General features: G+C 62.4%; 12 protein-coding genes and 1 tRNA gene. 8 read left to right on the forward strand and 5 right to left on the reverse strand.

What is annotated here, in order from left to right; genetic code table 11:
* Positions 1-283: 283 nt before the first annotated feature.
* From AB1792_10475 to ligA, 4 genes are all read right to left on the reverse strand, one after another.
* On the reverse strand, positions 284-1,297 hold the full coding sequence (locus AB1792_10475; GenBank protein MEW5702641.1) for a PorV/PorQ family protein: 1,014 nt from the start codon (positions 1,295-1,297) through the stop codon (positions 284-286).
* Positions 1,298-1,351: 54 nt separating this feature from the next.
* Positions 1,352-4,552, reverse strand: coding sequence for a hypothetical protein (locus tag AB1792_10480; GenBank protein ID MEW5702642.1), 3,201 nt, complete (start codon positions 4,550-4,552; stop codon positions 1,352-1,354).
* Positions 4,553-4,622: 70 nt separating this feature from the next.
* The gene (locus AB1792_10485) at positions 4,623-7,679 is read right to left on the reverse strand and encodes a TonB-dependent receptor (GenBank protein MEW5702643.1); all 3,057 of its coding nucleotides are present in this window, start codon (positions 7,677-7,679) and stop codon (positions 4,623-4,625) included.
* Positions 7,680-8,228: 549 nt separating this feature from the next.
* The gene (ligA, locus tag AB1792_10490) at positions 8,229-10,262 is read right to left on the reverse strand and encodes an NAD-dependent DNA ligase LigA (protein MEW5702644.1); all 2,034 of its coding nucleotides are present in this window, start codon (positions 10,260-10,262) and stop codon (positions 8,229-8,231) included.
* A gap of 302 nt (positions 10,263-10,564) precedes the next feature.
* On the opposite strand from ligA, the gene AB1792_10495 reads away from it, so the two are divergent.
* The 6 genes from AB1792_10495 (at position 10,565) to ybgF (ending at position 15,774) form a co-directional block, all read left to right on the forward strand.
* On the forward strand, positions 10,565-11,329 hold the full coding sequence (locus AB1792_10495; GenBank protein ID MEW5702645.1) for a MotA/TolQ/ExbB proton channel family protein: 765 nt from the start codon (positions 10,565-10,567) through the stop codon (positions 11,327-11,329).
* Complete coding sequence (locus AB1792_10500) at positions 11,298-11,729, forward strand: biopolymer transporter ExbD (protein ID MEW5702646.1); 432 nt, start codon at positions 11,298-11,300, stop codon at positions 11,727-11,729. The genes AB1792_10495 and AB1792_10500 overlap by 32 nt, the downstream gene beginning before the upstream one ends.
* Before the next feature lie 9 nt (positions 11,730-11,738).
* Positions 11,739-12,425, forward strand: a complete 687-nt coding sequence (locus AB1792_10505; protein ID MEW5702647.1) for a TonB family protein — start codon at positions 11,739-11,741, stop codon at positions 12,423-12,425.
* A gap of 396 nt (positions 12,426-12,821) precedes the next feature.
* Complete coding sequence (locus AB1792_10510) at positions 12,822-14,084, forward strand: Tol-Pal system beta propeller repeat protein TolB (protein MEW5702648.1); 1,263 nt, start codon at positions 12,822-12,824, stop codon at positions 14,082-14,084.
* Positions 14,085-14,319: 235 nt separating this feature from the next.
* Entirely contained in the window at positions 14,320-14,841 is a 522-nt protein-coding gene (gene pal, locus AB1792_10515; GenBank protein MEW5702649.1) for a peptidoglycan-associated lipoprotein Pal, read from the forward strand.
* Between the two features lie 138 nt (positions 14,842-14,979).
* Positions 14,980-15,774 (forward strand): tol-pal system protein YbgF, encoded by a 795-nt coding sequence (ybgF, locus tag AB1792_10520; protein MEW5702650.1) that lies wholly within the window; start codon positions 14,980-14,982, stop codon positions 15,772-15,774.
* A gap of 242 nt (positions 15,775-16,016) precedes the next feature.
* Here the strand turns inward: ybgF and AB1792_10525 are convergent, their stop codons facing one another.
* Positions 16,017-16,229: a hypothetical protein gene (locus AB1792_10525; GenBank protein MEW5702651.1), complete on the reverse strand. Its 213-nt coding sequence runs from the start codon at positions 16,227-16,229 to the stop codon at positions 16,017-16,019.
* A gap of 373 nt (positions 16,230-16,602) precedes the next feature.
* Here AB1792_10525 and AB1792_10530 point away from each other — a divergent pair.
* A tRNA-Thr gene (locus AB1792_10530) sits at positions 16,603-16,675 on the forward strand.
* Positions 16,676-16,821: 146 nt separating this feature from the next.
* Positions 16,822-18,024, forward strand: coding sequence for an elongation factor Tu (gene tuf, locus AB1792_10535; protein ID MEW5702652.1), 1,203 nt, complete (start codon positions 16,822-16,824; stop codon positions 18,022-18,024).
* Positions 18,025-18,048: the final 24 nt, after the last annotated feature.

The following is an 18,048-nucleotide window of genomic DNA, read 5'->3' on the forward strand; positions in this document are numbered from 1 at the left end:
CCACGCAGAGACCGGCGCCACGATCAGGGCAGAGACAGCAATGATGGTATGCGTGTGTAGCCTCATCGGTCGTGCGGACACTCCGAACAACGACGTCTTGGCTTTCCGCCTGAGGACAAGGGGCTTAAGCCCCTTGTTTGCCGGTGGGCTCGGTCGTGTCCGTCCCCCTCGCGACGGCACACGCCCGCCCGTAGACCATCCTTGCGATTGCCCGGCTTTCTGTCCACAAGAAAAACGGCCCCGGGAGCGATTCCCGGGGCCGCCTGATCCAAGTTGTCGGTTTTCAGAACCCGATTTGGAACGTGAAGTAGTGGTTGTCGTCGAAGAACTCGCTCTGCGACCAGGCATAATCGAAGTACAGTGTCGTCTCACCCAGCGTCAGCGCGGCGCCGCCGCCCAGCGTCAGGCCGTAGATGTAGTCCTTCTGATCGGCGGCGGTGTACCCGCCGCGCAGGAAGAACTTGTGGTCGTAGCCGTACTCGGCGCCGACCTTGTATTCGTCCTGGGCGAAGTTGTTGGACTGGAATGCGCCGGTCACATTGCACTCCGAGCGGTTGCCGGCGACGAACTTGTACGCCGCTCCGAGCTGCACATATGACGGAATTTCGAAGCTGGCGGGTTGCGTGCGCGTCGTATGCGGCAGCGAGTTCGGGTCGTCGCCGACCTGCGTATTCTCGTCAAACCCCGGACCATCGAAGCGCATGTCCGGCCCCAGATTCTTGATCACGGCGCCGAAGGTCAGGTTGTTCCACCCCGGATCATAGCGGAACCCGATGTCGAACGCCGCCCCGGTGGCCGTCTGTTCGGCGATCTTCTCGTAAACGAGATTGCCGCTGATCCCGAGGGAAACGCGGTCGGTCAGCGTGCGTGCATAGGACAGCCCGATGACCGAGAACGACGACGAGAACATCTCTCCCGTGCCGTCGGGGGCGTCCACCGTGGTGACGAGCTCGTCATTCATTGAGAGGATCTTGGCGGTCAGGGCCAGCACGCCGGCGTCGCCCAGACGACGGGCCGCGGCGACGTAGTCCACGTCGATGTCGGCGATGTACTTCCGCCGCGACAACATCAGGTCGGTCCCCTGCACGGTCGCGGCGCCGGCGGGATTCCAGAACAAGGCGTCAATTCCGGTGGCGTACGCCACCGAGGATCCCCCCATGGCGGTGCCACGTGATCCGACCGGGATGCGCAACTCCTGCCCTCCGGCCGAACCGATCTTCAGGTCGCTGCCGGCCACGGCACTTCCCACGATGAGGAGCACCACCGCCCCGGCCATCGCCCATTCACGATATCGCATCTTCTGCCTCCATCTCACTTGGTCCCGCGGTGCGGGACCCGGCAACGAATCCGGTTAGTAGGTGTTGAGCTGCTCCACCTCGGTGAAGACCGCCACCTTGCCGATCTTGGTGCCAAGTCCCTCCGCCTCGACGTGATAGATGTAGAGCCCCGAGGCGACCGGCAGGCCGGTCTCGGTCAGCACATCCCAGACGATCTCCGCACTCCCCGGATCGTCCTTCACCAGCGTCCGTACCAGGTCGCCGGCAAGGTTGAAGATGCGGATCGTTGTCTTTGCCGCCGGCACGTTCACAAACTTGAGCACGCGGTTGAACTGGTCTACCTCCAGCGCGGTGACGTTGTAGTAGGGGTTCGGGACCGCGTGGACCGCGTCCACCGCGTTGGCAATGACCGTGCCCTCGACCGTGCCGGGCTTTGATGTCGTGAACTCATAGACGTCGTTCGGCGAGATGACGTGATTGGCGAGAATCTCGAATTGGTCCTCGCCCGTTCCCCCCGGCGAATAGGGGACACTGCCCCGGCGGGCCACCGTGAGGAAATACATCACCGGCAGCGGATTCAACAGGGCGTTAATCTGGTAGTCCGCCACGGGCGTCTCGCTGTAGTCCGCCAGGAAGATCCACAGCCACTCGCGCGGGCCGCTGCCGCTCGTGTTGCTGGCAGCGCTGTAGTCGGGTGGCCAGTACTTGCCGTCGACCATTCCGCCATCGGCATTGTTCTCCATGAAGCCGACCGCCAGCCGTCGTGGGGGATCGACATCGATGTCCCAGGCCGACAACGGCACGCTCGTCGTGAAGTCCTGGTAGTCGTAGGTCTCGCCCGTGTTCTTGATGTAGGGCTCGAACTCGGGGCGCGCCGGCGGCGACGAGGCCCCACGCAGGTACCGGTAGCCATACGAGACGTTGGGATCGCTGGGATCGTAGTTGCCGTTCTCGTCCACTTGGGCGAACTTCAGGAGCACATTGTGGATCCCATACGCGGGCACGCCCGGCTCCTCACAGTATCCGAACAGGTAGCAGGGTGACATCCACCCGATCGCTCCATGGAATCCCTCGAACTCGAAATCACCCGCTCCCCCGGCCCATGTCCAGCGACGCGTGCCAGCGGGGATGCTCCAACCGGCGTCCGGATCACCGTCATCGCCGGTCTTGACGCCCTCGGGGGGATTGACCACCCGCAGGACCATGCCGTCGGCACCCTGGCTGGCAATCCCGGGGGCTTGGTTTGCCAGCAGCACTGTGTCATGGGGTGTCTGCCGACGGATCAGGTTCCAGGTGATGTCGGGATTGAAGTTGACGCGATACGTTGCGCCCGTGATCGCGCCCTGATCGTAGTAGTCAATGAGCACGATCCCATCCGATCCGCCGGCGATGTGCCGCACGGTGTCGCTGCCGGGAATCGTGTCCGCCAGTACCCCGGTCATCGACCGCGGCGTCACGCCATCGGGCGGACTGGAGGGGAGATTCTCGAACGACTCGGCGATGATCCCGAACGTATTCGGACCGATCGCAAAGTCGGTCTTGTTCTGATCATCGTAGTTGTAGGTCGTGACCGCGAAATAGTAAGGTCGGTTGTTCACCAGTGTCCCGCCACGGATGCGGTCCTGCGTGACCCAGAGCTCGTGTTTCAGGTCGGTGTTCTTGCCCCATTGCACGACGACCCGCTCCTTGCCGCTGGGATTGTCGAGGTCCATGTAGATGCGCTCGACGTCGTTCTTGACGTCAAAGGTCGCGATCTTGGTCCACGGGCCGGAGCTGGACGCCCCTTGGTAGATATTGAACCCCTCCATCACAAATGTCTGGAGGATCGTCGGTTGACCCGTAGAATCGGGGGGACCGTATCCGTATTGCACATTGCCATCGGCCTCCGGACCCCACAGGAGTTGCACAGCGCCGTCGTTGGGAATCTGCCACACCGTCGGCGCCGGCGGCGGTCCGGGGATGTTGAAGTTGACATCGAACACCGACTGCGCCGTCGCGTCCAGCCGCTTCAACTCCGTTATGGAGCTGAGGCGATCGGCCCCCTGTCCGACGATGACGGCGGCGACGACTTCCTGAGTGTCGCCCGGCTCCATGGTGAACGGCCCGGAGGTCATCATCCAGCGACGGTCGGCGGGGTCGGAATCCAGCCATCCGGTTCCGGCCACCGGGTCACCGGACATCATGTAGGTGGTCGGTTCGCCCGTCTCGGGGCTGATCTGCACATTGCCATCTTTGTCCAGCCCCAGCATGTAGTTGTATGTCTCGATGTTATTCGACGGGTCGGTGGCATTGATGTACTTATTGAATGAGGTCATCGGCAGATTGCGATACCCCTGGATGTACCGCCCCTTGCTGGAGATCCAGGCGGAATCGCCCGCCGAGGCAACGATCGGGCCTTGGAAGAAGTCGAACCCGACCGCCGGCGCGGCCGCACCATATGTCGCGTCGTCTCCCGAGTTGTAGCAGTACCCCAGGCCGAGCAGCGAGTCGCAGCCGACCAGGTCATCACTGGCGTCGCCCAGATCGGGATCGGCCCACAGAGAGACAAAGGCGCTGTCGAGCCGGTTGCTCCCTTTGTTGATGAGCGTGTAGCGCATGAAGATCGTTTGTCCGAGCGCTCCCTGACGGGCATATCCCCAGACATAGTTCTGGACTTCGATGCCCATGGGACCCTCGGAGCCGCTTCCGGGATCGCTCAAGCGCCCGGCAGGGTCTGCGTCGTTGTAGACCGCCCAGAGTGACTGGTCACCGACGAGGCTCGGGATGCGGTTCCCCTCGGCGTCAAGCGAATCGCCGCCCGACGCGTTCTTCAGCGCCGGGGCGCCGTCGTCGAAGGGCCAGTCACTATAGTCGATGCTTGTTTCCCGGGTGTCCCCCTGCTTGATCTTATAGACGTGAAACCCGCCCTGATCGGGCTGGGCGGCACCGTCCACCATCGGTCCGGGTACAAAGTCGTTGGCGTACTCGGCCGTGGACGTGCGCACCTTGCCGTTGACCTTCGCTCCCAGCCATATACCGGCGGCGAAGATCACCGACTTGTTGGTCCCTTTGGGGAAATACAGGCCGTCGTTCTTTCCCAGAAAGCTCGACTTGTCGTAGGCAAACGACCCGGTATTGGTGACGAACATGAGCAGCGAGTTCGCGTCGAAGTACGTGGTGTTGTCGATAACGGCAATGCCGGCGGATCGCGGCGACGGACGCGGCCCGGCCGCGATCAGCAGCAATGCCGCGGCCGGCATCAGCAACGCTGCGACCAGCCATCTGTGGCGTTTCATCCATGACCTCCTTGCACCGATCCGCCCTGCGCGGATCCTGACCGTGCGCTCTCTTCCCTGTGACGCCGCCTCAGAATGTCCACCGCACGCCGAAGCGAATCTGGCGCGGTGTGTCGAAATTCAGCGGATCGTTTTGTCGTAGTTCATACTTCTCCGTGGCCGTCAGGCCCGATTGATCATGCGGCACGGACAGGTCCGGATTCGTCGCGAACGACTGCCCCTCCGGAGTCTCCAGCCACCCGGTCTGATCCGCAAGACCGGTTCCTTCGTACACGTCGACGACGTTTTCCCGATCAAAGACGTTGATAACCCAGAGGTACACGTCCAGAGTCAGACGCCCGAGCGGAATCTCGCGGTTGGCCTTCAGGTCGAGACGATATGTCCACGGGGTGCGACGCGAGTTGATCGGCCCGGCGGGATTCGTCGAGAGATTCGCCAGCGAGACTTCGTTGTACACCTCGGCCGGCGAGTAGGGGAAACCGCTCCCTGCGGTGAACACAAAGTTGACACCGGTGCGCTCCAGGGGGTAGGTTTCTCCGAGCCGCGGTCCCTCTTTGGCGCCGGCCCGGATGTCCAAAATCCCGGTCAACTTGTGGCGTTGGTCGAATTCCAGCGCGCTGGTGTGCTTGGGGGGCTCGGAGTTGACCCAGGCGATGTTCGACTGGGTGTTGGCGAATGAGCCCGTGCCGTTGGCATATTGCAGCGTATAGTTCAGTTGCGTCGAGATGCCGTGGTTGCGCCGCATATCGAGCTGAATCTCGATTCCCTTGACGGTGCCGTAGTCGCGGTTCCGGAACGTCGAGAAGCTGTTGGGCGCGGCCGGCTGCGTGACAACTTCCGTCAGGTTCTTGATGTCTTTGAAGAACGCGGTGACGTCGACGGCGGCGAAGTCCGACACCCGTTTGCGCCAGCCGGCCTCATAGGCGGTTGTCTCCTCCGGCTCGAGGTTGGGATTGCCGAAGGCGAAGTAGTACCCGCCGCTCTTGATCTTGAACTCCAGATAGTCGTAGTTCACATACAGGTTCTGCAGATCGGGCCTTTGGAAGAATTTCCCATAGGAGAAGTGGAACACCGACCCGTCGGCCACCGGGAAGGCAACCCCCAGCCGGGGCGACACCCGTGACACGGACTCGGATTCCGTCAGGTCACTCTCGGTCAGGCGTCCCGCCTCCAGCGCCAGACTGTCGCGCTCGCTCTTGGGGCGCGTCGGATCCTTGGAGGCTTCGGCATCGCGCCCGAACGGGTCCAGCGGGTTTTCGGGGTCCAGCAGACGCTCCGTCCGATAATCGAAGTAATCGAACCGAAGGCCGGCGTTGACGACCAGTCCCTCCCATTCGAATTTGTCCTGCAGATACCCGGCCAGGTTGACCGGGTGCTTGACGCCATTGGGGCCGCCGTCGTCGACCTCATTGGCGGCCACATCATAGCCGAAGAAGTCGATGTCTTGGAACCCCTTGGGCTCTCCCTGATAGATGTTCGTCGGCCACAGATGCTGGTAGCGGCGCAACGTGTGGCGCTGGAACTCGGCCCCGAACTTCACCTCGTGGTTCGGGTGCACCTGGCTGACGAAATCGAAATCCCCGCCTATATATGAGGAATAGCGCTGCAGGTAATTGCGCCAGACGCGTCCTTCATCACCCCGCCACATGAAGGTGTGCTCCTCAAAGACGGAGTCTGGTACGCCGTCACCCGTGATGTCGCGCATTCCCATGAACACATCCAGGGTCGTGTCGAATACGACACTCCCGACCAGACTGTCGGGATACAGACTCTTGGTGGCATCCTCAGGGTCTGGGAACAGCGGCCGCGGTTGGTTGATGCTGTCGGGGACCAGTTCATAGTCGTCCCAGGAGTAGAACAGCCGCGTGTCGTCGAACTGCGGGTTCACATTCGGGCGCCCGTATCCCCAGATGTTGTCAAAATAGACGCCGTCCCCCCGCTTGCGGGCGGTGGAGAACCAACTGAGGGACGCCGTATAGAAGGTCTTCGGATTCAGCGTGTGGGTCATTTCCCCCCACAGCGAGTAGTTCTTGTCCTCGTAGCGCGGCGTGTGGTCGATGTCGAAGTTGTAGTCGCGCCGGTACTCGCGCCAGTTTTCCTGGGAGCCAATGGAACCCAGGCGGGCCACGATGTTCCCCGACGGGCGCCAGTTCAGTTTCCCCTGCCAGTTCCACAGACCGGAGAAGTCGTTGGGGAGAATACCGCCGGCGCGGGAATGGGGATTGCGGTCCCCGGCCCAGCGCCGTTCACCGGCGGCGTAGAAGGTCAGCTTGTCCGAGCCCTTGAGGACAGGTCCGTTCAGGACGGCGGAGTAGACGTTGTAGTCGTACTTCTCGCCGTGGAAGTTGTCGGTGATCGCCTCCACCGTCCCATGGTAGGCGGCCTCACCCTCTTTGGTCGTGACGTTGACCGCTCCCGACATGATCAGCCCATACTCGGCATTGAAGCCGCCGGAGACGACCGAGACCTCTTCGATCGAGTTGTTGTTGATCTGGGTCGTCGACAATCCCGTCAGCGGGTCCTGCTGGGAGAAGCCGTCGACGTAATAGGCGACCTCGGAGGCGCGTCCGCCGCGCAGGTTCAGCACGCCGGTCGTCGAGTTCTCACGGGCGCCGCGCTGACGGGCCGCCGTGTTGTCGTTGTACCGCACCGCCCCGGTCTGCAGACCGACAATGTCCTGATAGCCGCGTGTCGGCAGGTTCTGCACGTCGTCGGTGGTCACGATGCGCAGCGTCGATGTCTGGTCCTGCTTGACCAGCGGCCGCTCGGCGGTCACCGTAACCGCTCCCATCTCCACGGCCTGCGTCGACAATTGGAAGTCTTGGGTCGTGGTCAGGTCGACGGAGACCGCGATGTTCTTCACTTCCATGGGCGTGTAGCCCACGATGGAGGCCTTGAGAGTGTAGTACCCCACCGGGATGTTCAGCAGGACGAATCGCCCGTCCTGGTCGGTCAGTGCCCCCCACTGTGTCCCCTCGACCGAGACGGCAGCCCCCGGGATTGGTTGCCCGGTGCTTTGGTCTGTTACCACGCCGGAGAGCTTTCCGGTCGTGCCGGCCCACGCGGCGGTGACCGCGATCAGGACCGCGAGAGGAACAACCCATTGGGTTTTGATTGAGTAGCGCAAGGGTCCCTCCTTGGTTTCGCGTCAATGCCTATTGACAACTTCCTATATCGACCGAATCAGCCAAACGATAACCCCCCGAACGCAAACAGGATGCAGGACGCACTATCGGCATCCACCCACCACCCCGGGGACGGGAAGCGGACACAGCTCCGCCGCATACCGTTTCATGCTGCGCAGAGCGCCGTCCAACGACTCTTGATGCGATTGCTTGGGATCGTCTGTAGCTCACGACAGCCCGTCACCTCCGATCGGGCAATGGTAAGCCGGCAATTATCCGACGCGAGATTGCTCGGGGCGTCGACGCTTGTGGGGTTCCGCCGTTGCGAGGTCTGGCGAGAAGCGTCTGTTGCGGTCCTGTGCGACCGACACCCCCCGATGGTCGGTCTCGACTAAGATACCGCCATCACAAACAACGAATTTCGTGTAGATTAGTTCCCTGTCAAGTGCAAATCGGCTGCTCAGTGGAATCGTTTGGAGGGTATCGGAGCAGCCCTGTTGCCGACGGGCCGCCCATCTCAAACCAAGTAGACGGTTCCCTGTGCGGCAGCACTACGTCACTTGCCGGAGGAATTCGTCTTCATTCCAGATCGGCACACCGAGGTTCTGAGCCCTGTCCAGCTTCGAGCCGGGGTCAGCGCCGGCGATCACCGCCGTCGTCTTCTTTGACACCGACCCGGCGACATGACCGCCGAGCGACTCGATCTTCGCCTTGGCTTCGTCGCGTGTCAGGGAAGACAGTGTGCCGGTGAGAACGAAGGTTTGCCCGGCGAATGGCTGTGGTCCCTTTGGTGCTGCGGACATTGTGGGGAAGACGACCCCGCCGTCGCGGAGTTTTCTCAGGAGCTTCTTGGTCTGGGGCAAGGCGAAAAACTGGTGGATCGACCCGGCGACGATGGGCCCGATCTCGTGCACCTCTTGGAGCTCGTCGACACCGGCAACGGCCAGACGGTCGATCGACCCGAAGGCTCGGGCGACCACGGTCGAAACATGCTCCCCGACGCCATCGATTCCGAGGGCGGCGATCAAATGGGGAAGGTCGGGGCGTCGTGCGCGGTCGATCGCATTCAGCAGATTCTCGGCCAGCTTCGGTCCCATCCGGTCCATCCGCGCCAGCTTCTCTCGGTCGAGGAAGTAGATGTCGGCCATGTCTTGGACGATCCCCTTGTCGACCAACTGCTCGATGTAACGGTATCCCATCCCCTCAATGTCGACGCCCCCTTTGGAGATGAAGTGCGCCAGCCGCTCCTTGATCTGCGCGGGGCATGAGGGATTGGTGCAGCGGTGGAAGGCGGAATCGGGATCGCGGATCGTCGGGGCCTGGCAGGCCGGGCAGTGTTTGGGGAATGCGAAGGGCGTGGAGCGCGGTTCTTTGCCGCCGGGGACGACCTTGACAACTTCCGGGATGACATCACCGGCACGGCGGACGATGACGCGGTCCCCGACCCGGATGTCTTTGCGGGCAATCTCATCCTCATTATGGAGGGTGGCCCGGCGGACCTCGACCCCGCCGACCCGAACCGGCTTGAGCGCCGCCACCGGGCTGATGATCCCGGTGCGCCCCACCTGCACGATGATATCCTCCACAATCGTCGTCTCTTCCTGAGGGGGGAATTTCCAGGCCACTGCCCAACGCGGATGATGGGAGACAGCCCCGAGTTTCTCCTGCAGCGCCAGTTCATCCACCTTGATCACCGTGCCATCGGTGTCTTCGTCCAAGGCATCACGTTGACGGCCAATCTCCTGATGCGCTCGGACAACCTCCGCCGAGCCGCCGCAGGGCTTGGCCAAAGGATGCACGCGAAAGCCGAGCTGCCTCAGGAGTTCCAGCCCCTCCGAATGGCGCGCCACTTTTCTGCCGGCAATCCGCCCAATCCCGTAGGCATAGAAGACCAGCGGGCGGGACGCGGTCACTTTCGGGTCCAGTTGACGCAGCGATCCCGCCGCGCCGTTGCGCGGATTGGCCATCGCCTCTTCGCCTTGGGCGAGCCGCTCCCGGTTCAGCCGCTCGAAGTCGGAGCGCCGCAAAATGATCTCGCCGCGCACATCGATGAGTTCCGGTGGCTCCGACAGCAGCGTCAGAGGGATCGACCGCACCGTGCGCAGGTTGGCGGTGACATCTTCGCCGTTTATCCCGTCACCGCGCGTCGAACCGACCGTCAGGATGCCTTTCTCGTATGTCAATTCGACCGCCAACCCATCGAGCTTGGGTTCGATGACGTACGTCGGCTCGACCCCCGCCAGCAGGCGGACCAGGCGTCCATGGAACTCGCGTAACTCGGTTTCGTCCGTCACTTTTTGTAGCGACATCATCGGGACCGCATGGCGAACGGTCCGGAAGGCGGCAGACGGCTCGGCCCCGACCTTCTGCGTCGGCGAATCGGGTGTGATCGCCTGCGGATAGAGCCGTTCCAGGGAGACCAGACGGTCAAACAGACGATCATACTCGATGTCGGATATCACCGGAGAATCGAGGACATAGTAGCGGTGCGCGTGATAGCGCAACTCCCGGCGCAACGCCTCGATTTCCTCGCGAATGGCCGGTGGGATGCTGACGACAGGATCAGCTTTGCGGGGCGGTGGCATCGATCGTCCGGTTTGGGCCGATTTCGGTTTCCTGACGACGCGTCGGGGACCTCGCGGTCGCGAACCCGATGCGTGCACGAATGTAAGAAACCATGGGTGGCCGCGTGGTCAAGTGGGGTCTGTGTACCGGATGGCCGAACGATGTGCTCTCATGGCATTCCCAAGTGCGCCCGCCATCCCTGCCGGCCCGTGGCCGAAAATGCCTTGACTGATCTGGTCCGGGCTGGAATATACCCCAGCGGCCCGTTTTGAGGGGCGGGCAGGCGCTGCCGAAATCGCGGCGCGGAGGAGTGTGTTTGAACATGTATGTCTGGCCAAGTCCGTCGTTGGCAATCCCTCCCGCAGTGATCGGCGGGAACTTCTGGGAGTTGGTGACCCAGTCGACGTTCTTCGCACTCCTGATCATCACCATCCTGTTCGGCCTGTCGATCGTCAGTTGGGCCGTGATCATCTGGAAATGGCGCCTCTATCGGCGCATTCTCGCCGACAGCCGGCGATTCCGCGCCCTCTTCCGCCGGGGTCGGCGGCTGGCCGATCGACTGACCGCCTTGGAAATGCTGCGTCACCTGCCCCACTGGCGTCTGCTGGAGTCGGGTCTCCGCGAGGCCGCGGCGTTCACCGATCAGAATCGGGGTGGCGGTTCAGGATCCGCATTCGGTTTCGATCTCACCTCGGAGCAGAAGCATGCGATTGCGGACACCCTGGAGCGGGTGGAGCAGGAGGAAATGGGCAAGCTGGAGGAGTGGACGATTCTCCTGGCCACGACGGCGAACGCTTCGCCGTTTCTCGGCCTGTTGGGAACCTGCTGGGGGATCATGGACGCCTTTGTCGGGATCGGCGCCACCGGCTCGGCCTCGTTGGCGGTCGTGGCGCCGGGGATCGCCGAGGCCCTGATGGCGACTGTGGTCGGGCTGGCAGCGGCGATTCCGGCGGTGATCGCCTATAACTGGTGCGTGCGCAAACTCCGCCAGATCCACGATGAGCTGTCCGGCCTGGCGCTGGAGATTCTGACCGAGTTGACCCGCGAGAATGCCCGTGAAGCCGCGGACCTATCACGCGCTCTCTGAGATCAACGTCACCAATCTGGTCGACGTGGTGCTCGTGCTGCTGATCATTTTCATGGTCACGGCGCCGCTGTTGCAAAGCGGAATCGACGTCCGGCTCCCGGAGACGATCGCCTCGGCCGAGCAGCCCTCCGAGGGGATCATTGTCACCATCACCAAAGAGGGCGGTGTGTTCATCAACGACGTCTACCGTACGGCGGACCAGTGGGAGGACGAACTGCGGCGCGTGATCTCAAGCAAACCGGGACAAAAGGCGTTTCTCCGGGCCGATGAAGCAGTGGGATATGGGCAGGTGATCGCCGTGCTCAGCACCATGAAACGTCTGGGTTTGGACCAGGTGGGACTGGTGACCCAGCCGGTGAAGGAAGAGAAGAAGACCGGACCGAAGATCAAATGGGGGTAGGAGGCCGGCGTGAAGCGATACCTGGTCTGGTCGCTGGCGCTCCACTGCGGGGTGTTCGTCGGTGGCGCCATGCTGGCGCCGCTCCATGGATTCATGGGCTCCGTCCGCCCCGATCTGGTAATTACAGTGGGTCTTGTGGACTACGCTGGCGCCGGGAAGCCGAAGGCCCCTCCCGCAAAGGTGCCCCCTCCGCCAGCCGCTTCCGATCAGATAATAGCCACCAGACCGTCTCAGGATCAGACTCCCGAGAAGCTCAAGGACCAGAAGCCCGAAGCCAAAGAGACCCGTAAGGCCAAGCAGGACTCGACACGCACGAAGCCGCCGTCAGCGCTGGCCCAAGCCGATACGCTGGCTGGTTTGAAGGGAACCCTGACCGAGGGGACGGGAGAGGGGGATGTTTGGGGAGTGGAGACCGGGGCGGGCGTGAACCCATACCACCGGGCCGGCTTCGCGACCATCCGGTCGAACTGGCGCAACCCGGTGGTCGGCCCGATCCCCCGCAAGTGCGTTGTCAAGTTCCGGATCAAGCGATCGGGAGAGATCGTAGACGTCGAGTTGGAACGACACTCGGGATCCGACCTGTTCGACCGGGCCGCGCTGCGGGCGGTGAATCTGACCCACGCCTGGCCGCCGTTCCCGGCCACCTGGGAGGAGAAGGAACAGATCATCCACCTCGAATTCGAGTACCGCCCCTAGACCTTCGCTGAAAAAGGCCGTGAACACATGATGCACATAGACAGAGACATACCAGTGAACAAACTCCCTCACCCGAGTATAGACTTGCGCCGACCCGCTCTGCGGGGCGTCCTGAAGAAGTCTTGGTGGGGCAGACATTCCTGTCTGCCCATGATCATGCGCAGGCAGGAATGCCTGCGCGACCATCAGTTGTGCCGATCACTCGCGGATAGCTTTCCATGTTCACCAGGCAGGGAAACAACCTCTTCCCCCGGCAGGGTCCCGAACGGAGTAAGGGAGACAGATCGATCCGACCAGAGGTCGGATCGGGTGAGGGAGGCGCGGCCGCTCCGGGCACGACCGCCGCGTTACCGAGGTCGTCTGGGGTGTGCCCTGCTCGTTGTCACTTCAATCCTGATGAGCGTCGATGCCGGGGCACGCGGTATTCCGGAAATCTACGGCCGGGTCGTGAAATCCGCCGGCGAGTTCGAACCGTTCCGGGTCGGCGTGGATCAGTTTCGACTGCGCGATCCCGAGGGGGCGACGGTCGCGGATCGCGAGCTGGCCCAAATGATCACCGACATCGTCTTCGCCGACCTCGATTACTCGTACCTGTTTGAGTCGGTCCGTCCCGATTCGGTCTATCTGCGGATCATGGGGTTGACGCGGATCGACCGCCGCGGGTGGCACCATCTGGGGGCCGACTATCTGATTGAAGGTGAGGCGGCGTTCGAGGGCGACAACGTGACGGTGCGTTACACGCTGTCGGATGTCGCGACCGACCGCGAGTACTTCAGTCGTCAACTCAGAGCGCGGAACACCTCGGTCCGGCTCTTAGCCCATGCGCTGGCCGACGAAGTCTATCGCGAGTTGGCCCGCGCGGAGGGGATCTTCCAATCGCGCCTGGTCTACCTGCACGAGAGCGGCGGGTTCAAGGAAGTGCATGTCTGCGATTACGACGGGGCCGATGACATGCGCATGACCGCCGACCGGACCATTGTCCTGTCGCCCCGCTGGTGTGGTCCCGAAGCGATCTCGTACACCTCATTTCGCGACGGGAATCCGGATGTCTGGTTGTACGATTTGTTGAAAGACCGCGCCTCCAAGTTCTCCTCGTTCCCCGGTCTGAACACCGGGTGTTCCTGGACCCGCGATGGTCACTCCTATGTGCTCTCGCTGTCCGCCGAGGGGGACCCGGAGATCTATGTGGGCGAACGGGCGTCCAAGGGGGCGCCGCGACGGGTTACCTTTGCGCCGGGGATCGATACATCGCCGTCGTTTTCTCCGGATGGCAAGAAGATCGTCTTCACCTCCGACCGGGCGGGGACGCCGCAGGTCTATATCATGGATGTGGACGGGACCAATGTCGAACGGCTGACCAGCGAAGGGTACTACAATGACTCGCCCGATTGGTCGCCGACGCTCGACATGATCGCCTTTGTGTCCCGCGGCGAGGGGGTCTTCCAGATCTGCACCATGCGGCCGGATGGCGCCAACGTGAGGCAATTGACCGAGGTCGGATCCAATGAAAACCCGCACTGGTCGCCCGACGGTCTGCACATTGTTTTCGCGTCCAACCGAACCGGGGTGTACGAGATCTATACGATGAATTTCGACGGCTCCGGTGTGCGCCGCATCACGACGGACGGAGGCAACACGAATCCGTCCTGGTCGCCCTGATCCCGGCGACTTGGGGGGTTGAAGATCCGTCTGATTCCCGTGTGTGCCCCCGGCGTAGGGTTTCCCAGCCATGCAGAGGGTGGCGCTTTGGCCTCGTGTCAAAAGGCAGGGGTCCCAGCCATTTTATGCCGGGGAATTCCGGCCGATTAGTATTGACGGGGCCTGCGTTTGATCGTATATGGCGGTGGGAAGTCGTTGGGACGGTTCACATAGGGTTGACAAAAGGGAGGGGAATGTGAAGAAGCCTGCGATTCTGGCGATGCTCGCCGTGAGTCTGCTTGTGATCGGCGGATGTGGAGGTGGCGGACCCAAAGGGGAACTCGGGGAAGGCCGGCAGGCCGGTGGTCCTGGCACAGGGACGCAGGAAGGGACCGGTGAGGGCGGTGCCGGTGACCGCGGCGACGTCACGTCACTCGGCGCGAACTATGGCCTGAAACCGGTGTATTTTGATTTCGACAAGTACAATCTGCGTGAAGACGCCAGGGTAACTCTGGACGCCGACGCCGACATCCTGCGCACAAACGGTGACCTGCGCATCGTGATCGAGGGGCACTGCGATGAGCGCGGGACGGACGAATACAATATCGCTCTGGGCGATCGCCGCGCCAAAGCTGTGCAGGATTATCTGGTCCGTCTCGGCATCGATGCGGCGCGGATCTCGACGATTTCTTACGGTGAAGAGCGGCCGGTGTCGCTGGGGCACGACGAAGATTCCTGGCGTCTTAACCGGCGTGGCGAATTCGTCGTCAAGAAATAGCGACGTGCGCCGCAACTCAGAGAGTGCCGGGGAAACAGGACGGGAGCCCTGCTCTTGAAGTTCTCACGCGCACGGGCCGCAGGGATGGCGCCAGCTAGGGTCAAAGTAAGGGGCTCTTCCTTACGGAAAGGGGACCCGATGAGCAGGAGCGCGGCCGCATGGTTGGTGCGGCTGGCGGGAGTCGTCGTATGCGCGATCACGCTCGCCGGTTGTGTGTCACGCGCCGCGATGCGTCGGATGCAGGATCAACTGGACTACCTCGAGGCATCCCACAAGCGCATGGAAGCCGACTTGATCCATATCGACTCATTAGTGGTACTCTCGACGTCCGAGTCGCGACGGACGCGCGCGGAGGTGGCAACCACGCTGGAGGAATTCCGGGGCGACGTCGGCACGGTGCGCGAGACGATCGATGAGCTCCGGCAGACGGTGGAGCGGCGTCCCACAACGTACGTGTACGCGCCGCCTTCAACGATGCCGGACACCGGCACGGCCGGAGGTGCCGTCACATCGGCGCCGCCGGATGCCGATCCGGGTAAGATGTATGAGGATGCGTTCCTCGACGTTCGCAAGGGCAACTACGAACTCGCCATCGACCAGTTCCGCGACATCCTCCAGTACTTCGGCAACTCGGCGTATGCGCCCAATTCACGCTACTGGATCGGCGAGTGCTGGTACTCGTTGGGAGGTGGGACGGAGAATCAAAACGACACCGTCAGCTACTACGATTCTGCGGTGGTCGAATTCCAGAGGTTGATCGAGGATTACCCGCAATCAGAGCGCGTTCCCACCGCGCTCTACAAGTTGGGGCGCTGTTCAGAGGAACTGAATCACCCCCGTCAGGCGCGCCAGTACTACGAGCGCGTCATCGGCGAGTTCCCCAAATCGCTGGAAGCCAAGCCGGCCAAGAGTCGCTTGGACGAGCTAAGGTAGGCTCTCTCATGGCGCTTCGGACTTCCACGCCCGCACTTTCTGCTGGAGCGCCCCGCCGACCCGAGGCCCCGTCCTCCGAGCCGTCCCCTCTCAGGCGAGATTCCTTCGTCCCGCAGGTAACCACGCGTTCGAGACTGCGCGTCAAGACATTAGATAGCAGGCGGTTAGCGTCTGGTAGAGCGTTCTGGGATCCGCGCGAAGGGCATGTCGAGTACCATATCATTCCACACAGCCCCTTTCATTCATACATAGAGTCTCCTGAGCTTCGGATCGACTTGGATGCGTGTGGCCATCCCGTATTCATCGAGGCCGCTTGGGGTTACGGGCCATCCTGCCGTGACGAAACCATGACTTGCCCCACCGATTTCGCGCTGCTCGGTCAGCGGTTCCTCGACTTCCCGATCCTCACCGGACCGTTCCACATGAGAGCCAACCACGACAACTCGCTGTTTCATGTTGTGTTATCCGATTGTCCCGCAACGTGTAGATGGATTTCGTCCCCAGGTGCGATCTGGGAAGCGGATGCCCGTTTCTGTCTCACCGGCCTCTGGTTCTATGACGTCGAGCCAGATCCCTCGGGGTGTCGCCGGGTACTGTGGCGGACCCAAGCCTGGGAGATGGCGCGAAGACGTCCGGCCCGTCAGCGTTCCATCCTGGGGATCGCCTCGCCGATCTCGTCGGGCCACCGGACCGTGACCGGCTCCTTTTTTTCTTGACTGCGGCAGAATAGTAGGTAAAATACGGGTCTATAACTTGGGCAGGCATGCCCAAAGCCAGGGTGGTTTTGGGTGTGAGTGCCTGAGTTTGGCTTTTGTGCTTGTGCATTCTGCCCATGTAGCTCAGGAGGTAGAGCACATCCTTGGTAAGGATGAGGTCACCGGTTCGAATCCGGTCGTGGGCTGAGGGCGAGAATCCCGGAGAATTCCGGGTGCTTGTTGAGTGAGGAGATTCAGTCGGTGGTGATCGACCAGCGAACCCGGAGCGCATCCGGCCCGGGGCCAGCGCAGTCGGTCGCGTGACAACATTCGAGGAGGGAGACCTTCGGCCATGGCGAAGGCGAAATTTGAACGCAAGAAGCCCCACGTGAACGTGGGCACGATCGGGCACGTTGATCACGGCAAGACGACGCTGACGGCGGCGGTCACGATGGTGCTGTCTCGCAAGGGGCTGGCGTCGGTGCGCACGTTCGATTCGATCGACAATGCACCCGAGGAACGCGAGCGCGGCATCACCATTGCGACGGCGCACATCGAGTATGAGACCGACAAGCGGCACTATGCGCACGTGGACTGTCCGGGTCACGCCGACTATGTCAAGAACATGATCACCGGGGCGGCGCAGATGGACGGCGCCATTCTGGTGGTGTCGGCGGCGGACGGTCCGATGCCGCAGACCCGCGAGCACATTCTCCTGGCGCGCCAAGTCGGGGTCCCCTGCATCGTGGTCTTCCTCAACAAGGTCGACATGGTCGACGATCCCGAGCTTCTCGACTTGGTCGAGCTGGAGGTCCGCGATCTGTTGACGACCTACGAGTTTCCCGGCGACCAAATCCCGGTCATCCGCGGCTCGGCGCTGAAAGCGATGGAAGTGGCGATCACGCCGGTGAAGGACGATCCGGCCTTCAAGTGCATCTATGAACTGATGGATGCCGTGGACAGCTATGTCCCTCTGCCCCAGCGTGAGGTCGACAAGCCCTTCCTGATGCCGATTGAGGACGTCTTCTCGATCACCGGGCGCGGCACCGTGGGCACCGGGCGTGTCGAGCGCGGTCGCATCAAGATGGGCGACGAGTTGGAGCGGGTCGGGATCAAAGAGACACGCAAGGTCGTTGTCACCGGGGTGGAGATGTTCCGCAAGACGCTCGATGAGGCGCAGGCGGGCGACAACGTGGGTCTGCTGTTGCGCGGCGTGGACAAGGAGGAACTGGAGCGCGGCATGGTGTTGGCCGCCCCCGGATCGATCACGCCCCACACCAAGTTCGTGGGTGAGGTCTACATTCTGACGAAGGAAGAGGGCGGGCGGCACACGCCGTTCTTCGACGGCTACCGACCGCAGTTCTACTTCCGGACCACGGATGTGACCGGCGTGGCGCATCTGCCGCAAGGCACCGAGATGGTGATGCCCGGCGACAAGGTCACGATTCGCGGTGAGTTGATCAGTCCGATCGCGATGGAAAAGGGGTTGCGGTTCGCGATCCGCGAGGGCGGCCGCACGGTCGGTTCGGGCGTGGTCGCGGACGTGGTGGAATAGGGAACGCGCGGAGCTTCACGGGTT

The organism is Candidatus Zixiibacteriota bacterium, assembly GCA_040752595.1.
Taxonomy (GTDB): Bacteria; Zixibacteria; MSB-5A5; order WJJR01; family WJJR01; genus JACQFV01.

Excerpts from the sequence above, each read along its gene's own strand:
- AB1792_10475 (MEW5702641.1), bottom strand. The coding sequence starts at position 1,297 with ATGCGATATCGTGAATGGGCGATGGCCGGGGCGGTGGTGCTCCTCATC.
- AB1792_10480 (MEW5702642.1), bottom strand. The coding sequence starts at position 4,552 with ATGAAACGCCACAGATGGCTGGTCGCAGCGTTGCTGATGCCGGCCGCG.
- ligA (MEW5702644.1), bottom strand. The coding sequence starts at position 10,262 with ATGCCACCGCCCCGCAAAGCTGATCCTGTCGTCAGCATCCCACCGGCC.
- AB1792_10495 (MEW5702645.1), top strand. The coding sequence starts at position 10,565 with ATGTATGTCTGGCCAAGTCCGTCGTTGGCAATCCCTCCCGCAGTGATC.
- AB1792_10510 (MEW5702648.1), top strand. The coding sequence starts at position 12,822 with ATGAGCGTCGATGCCGGGGCACGCGGTATTCCGGAAATCTACGGCCGG.
- ybgF (MEW5702650.1), top strand. The coding sequence starts at position 14,980 with ATGAGCAGGAGCGCGGCCGCATGGTTGGTGCGGCTGGCGGGAGTCGTC.
- AB1792_10525 (MEW5702651.1), bottom strand. The coding sequence starts at position 16,229 with ATGAAACAGCGAGTTGTCGTGGTTGGCTCTCATGTGGAACGGTCCGGT.
- tuf (MEW5702652.1), top strand. The coding sequence starts at position 16,822 with ATGGCGAAGGCGAAATTTGAACGCAAGAAGCCCCACGTGAACGTGGGC.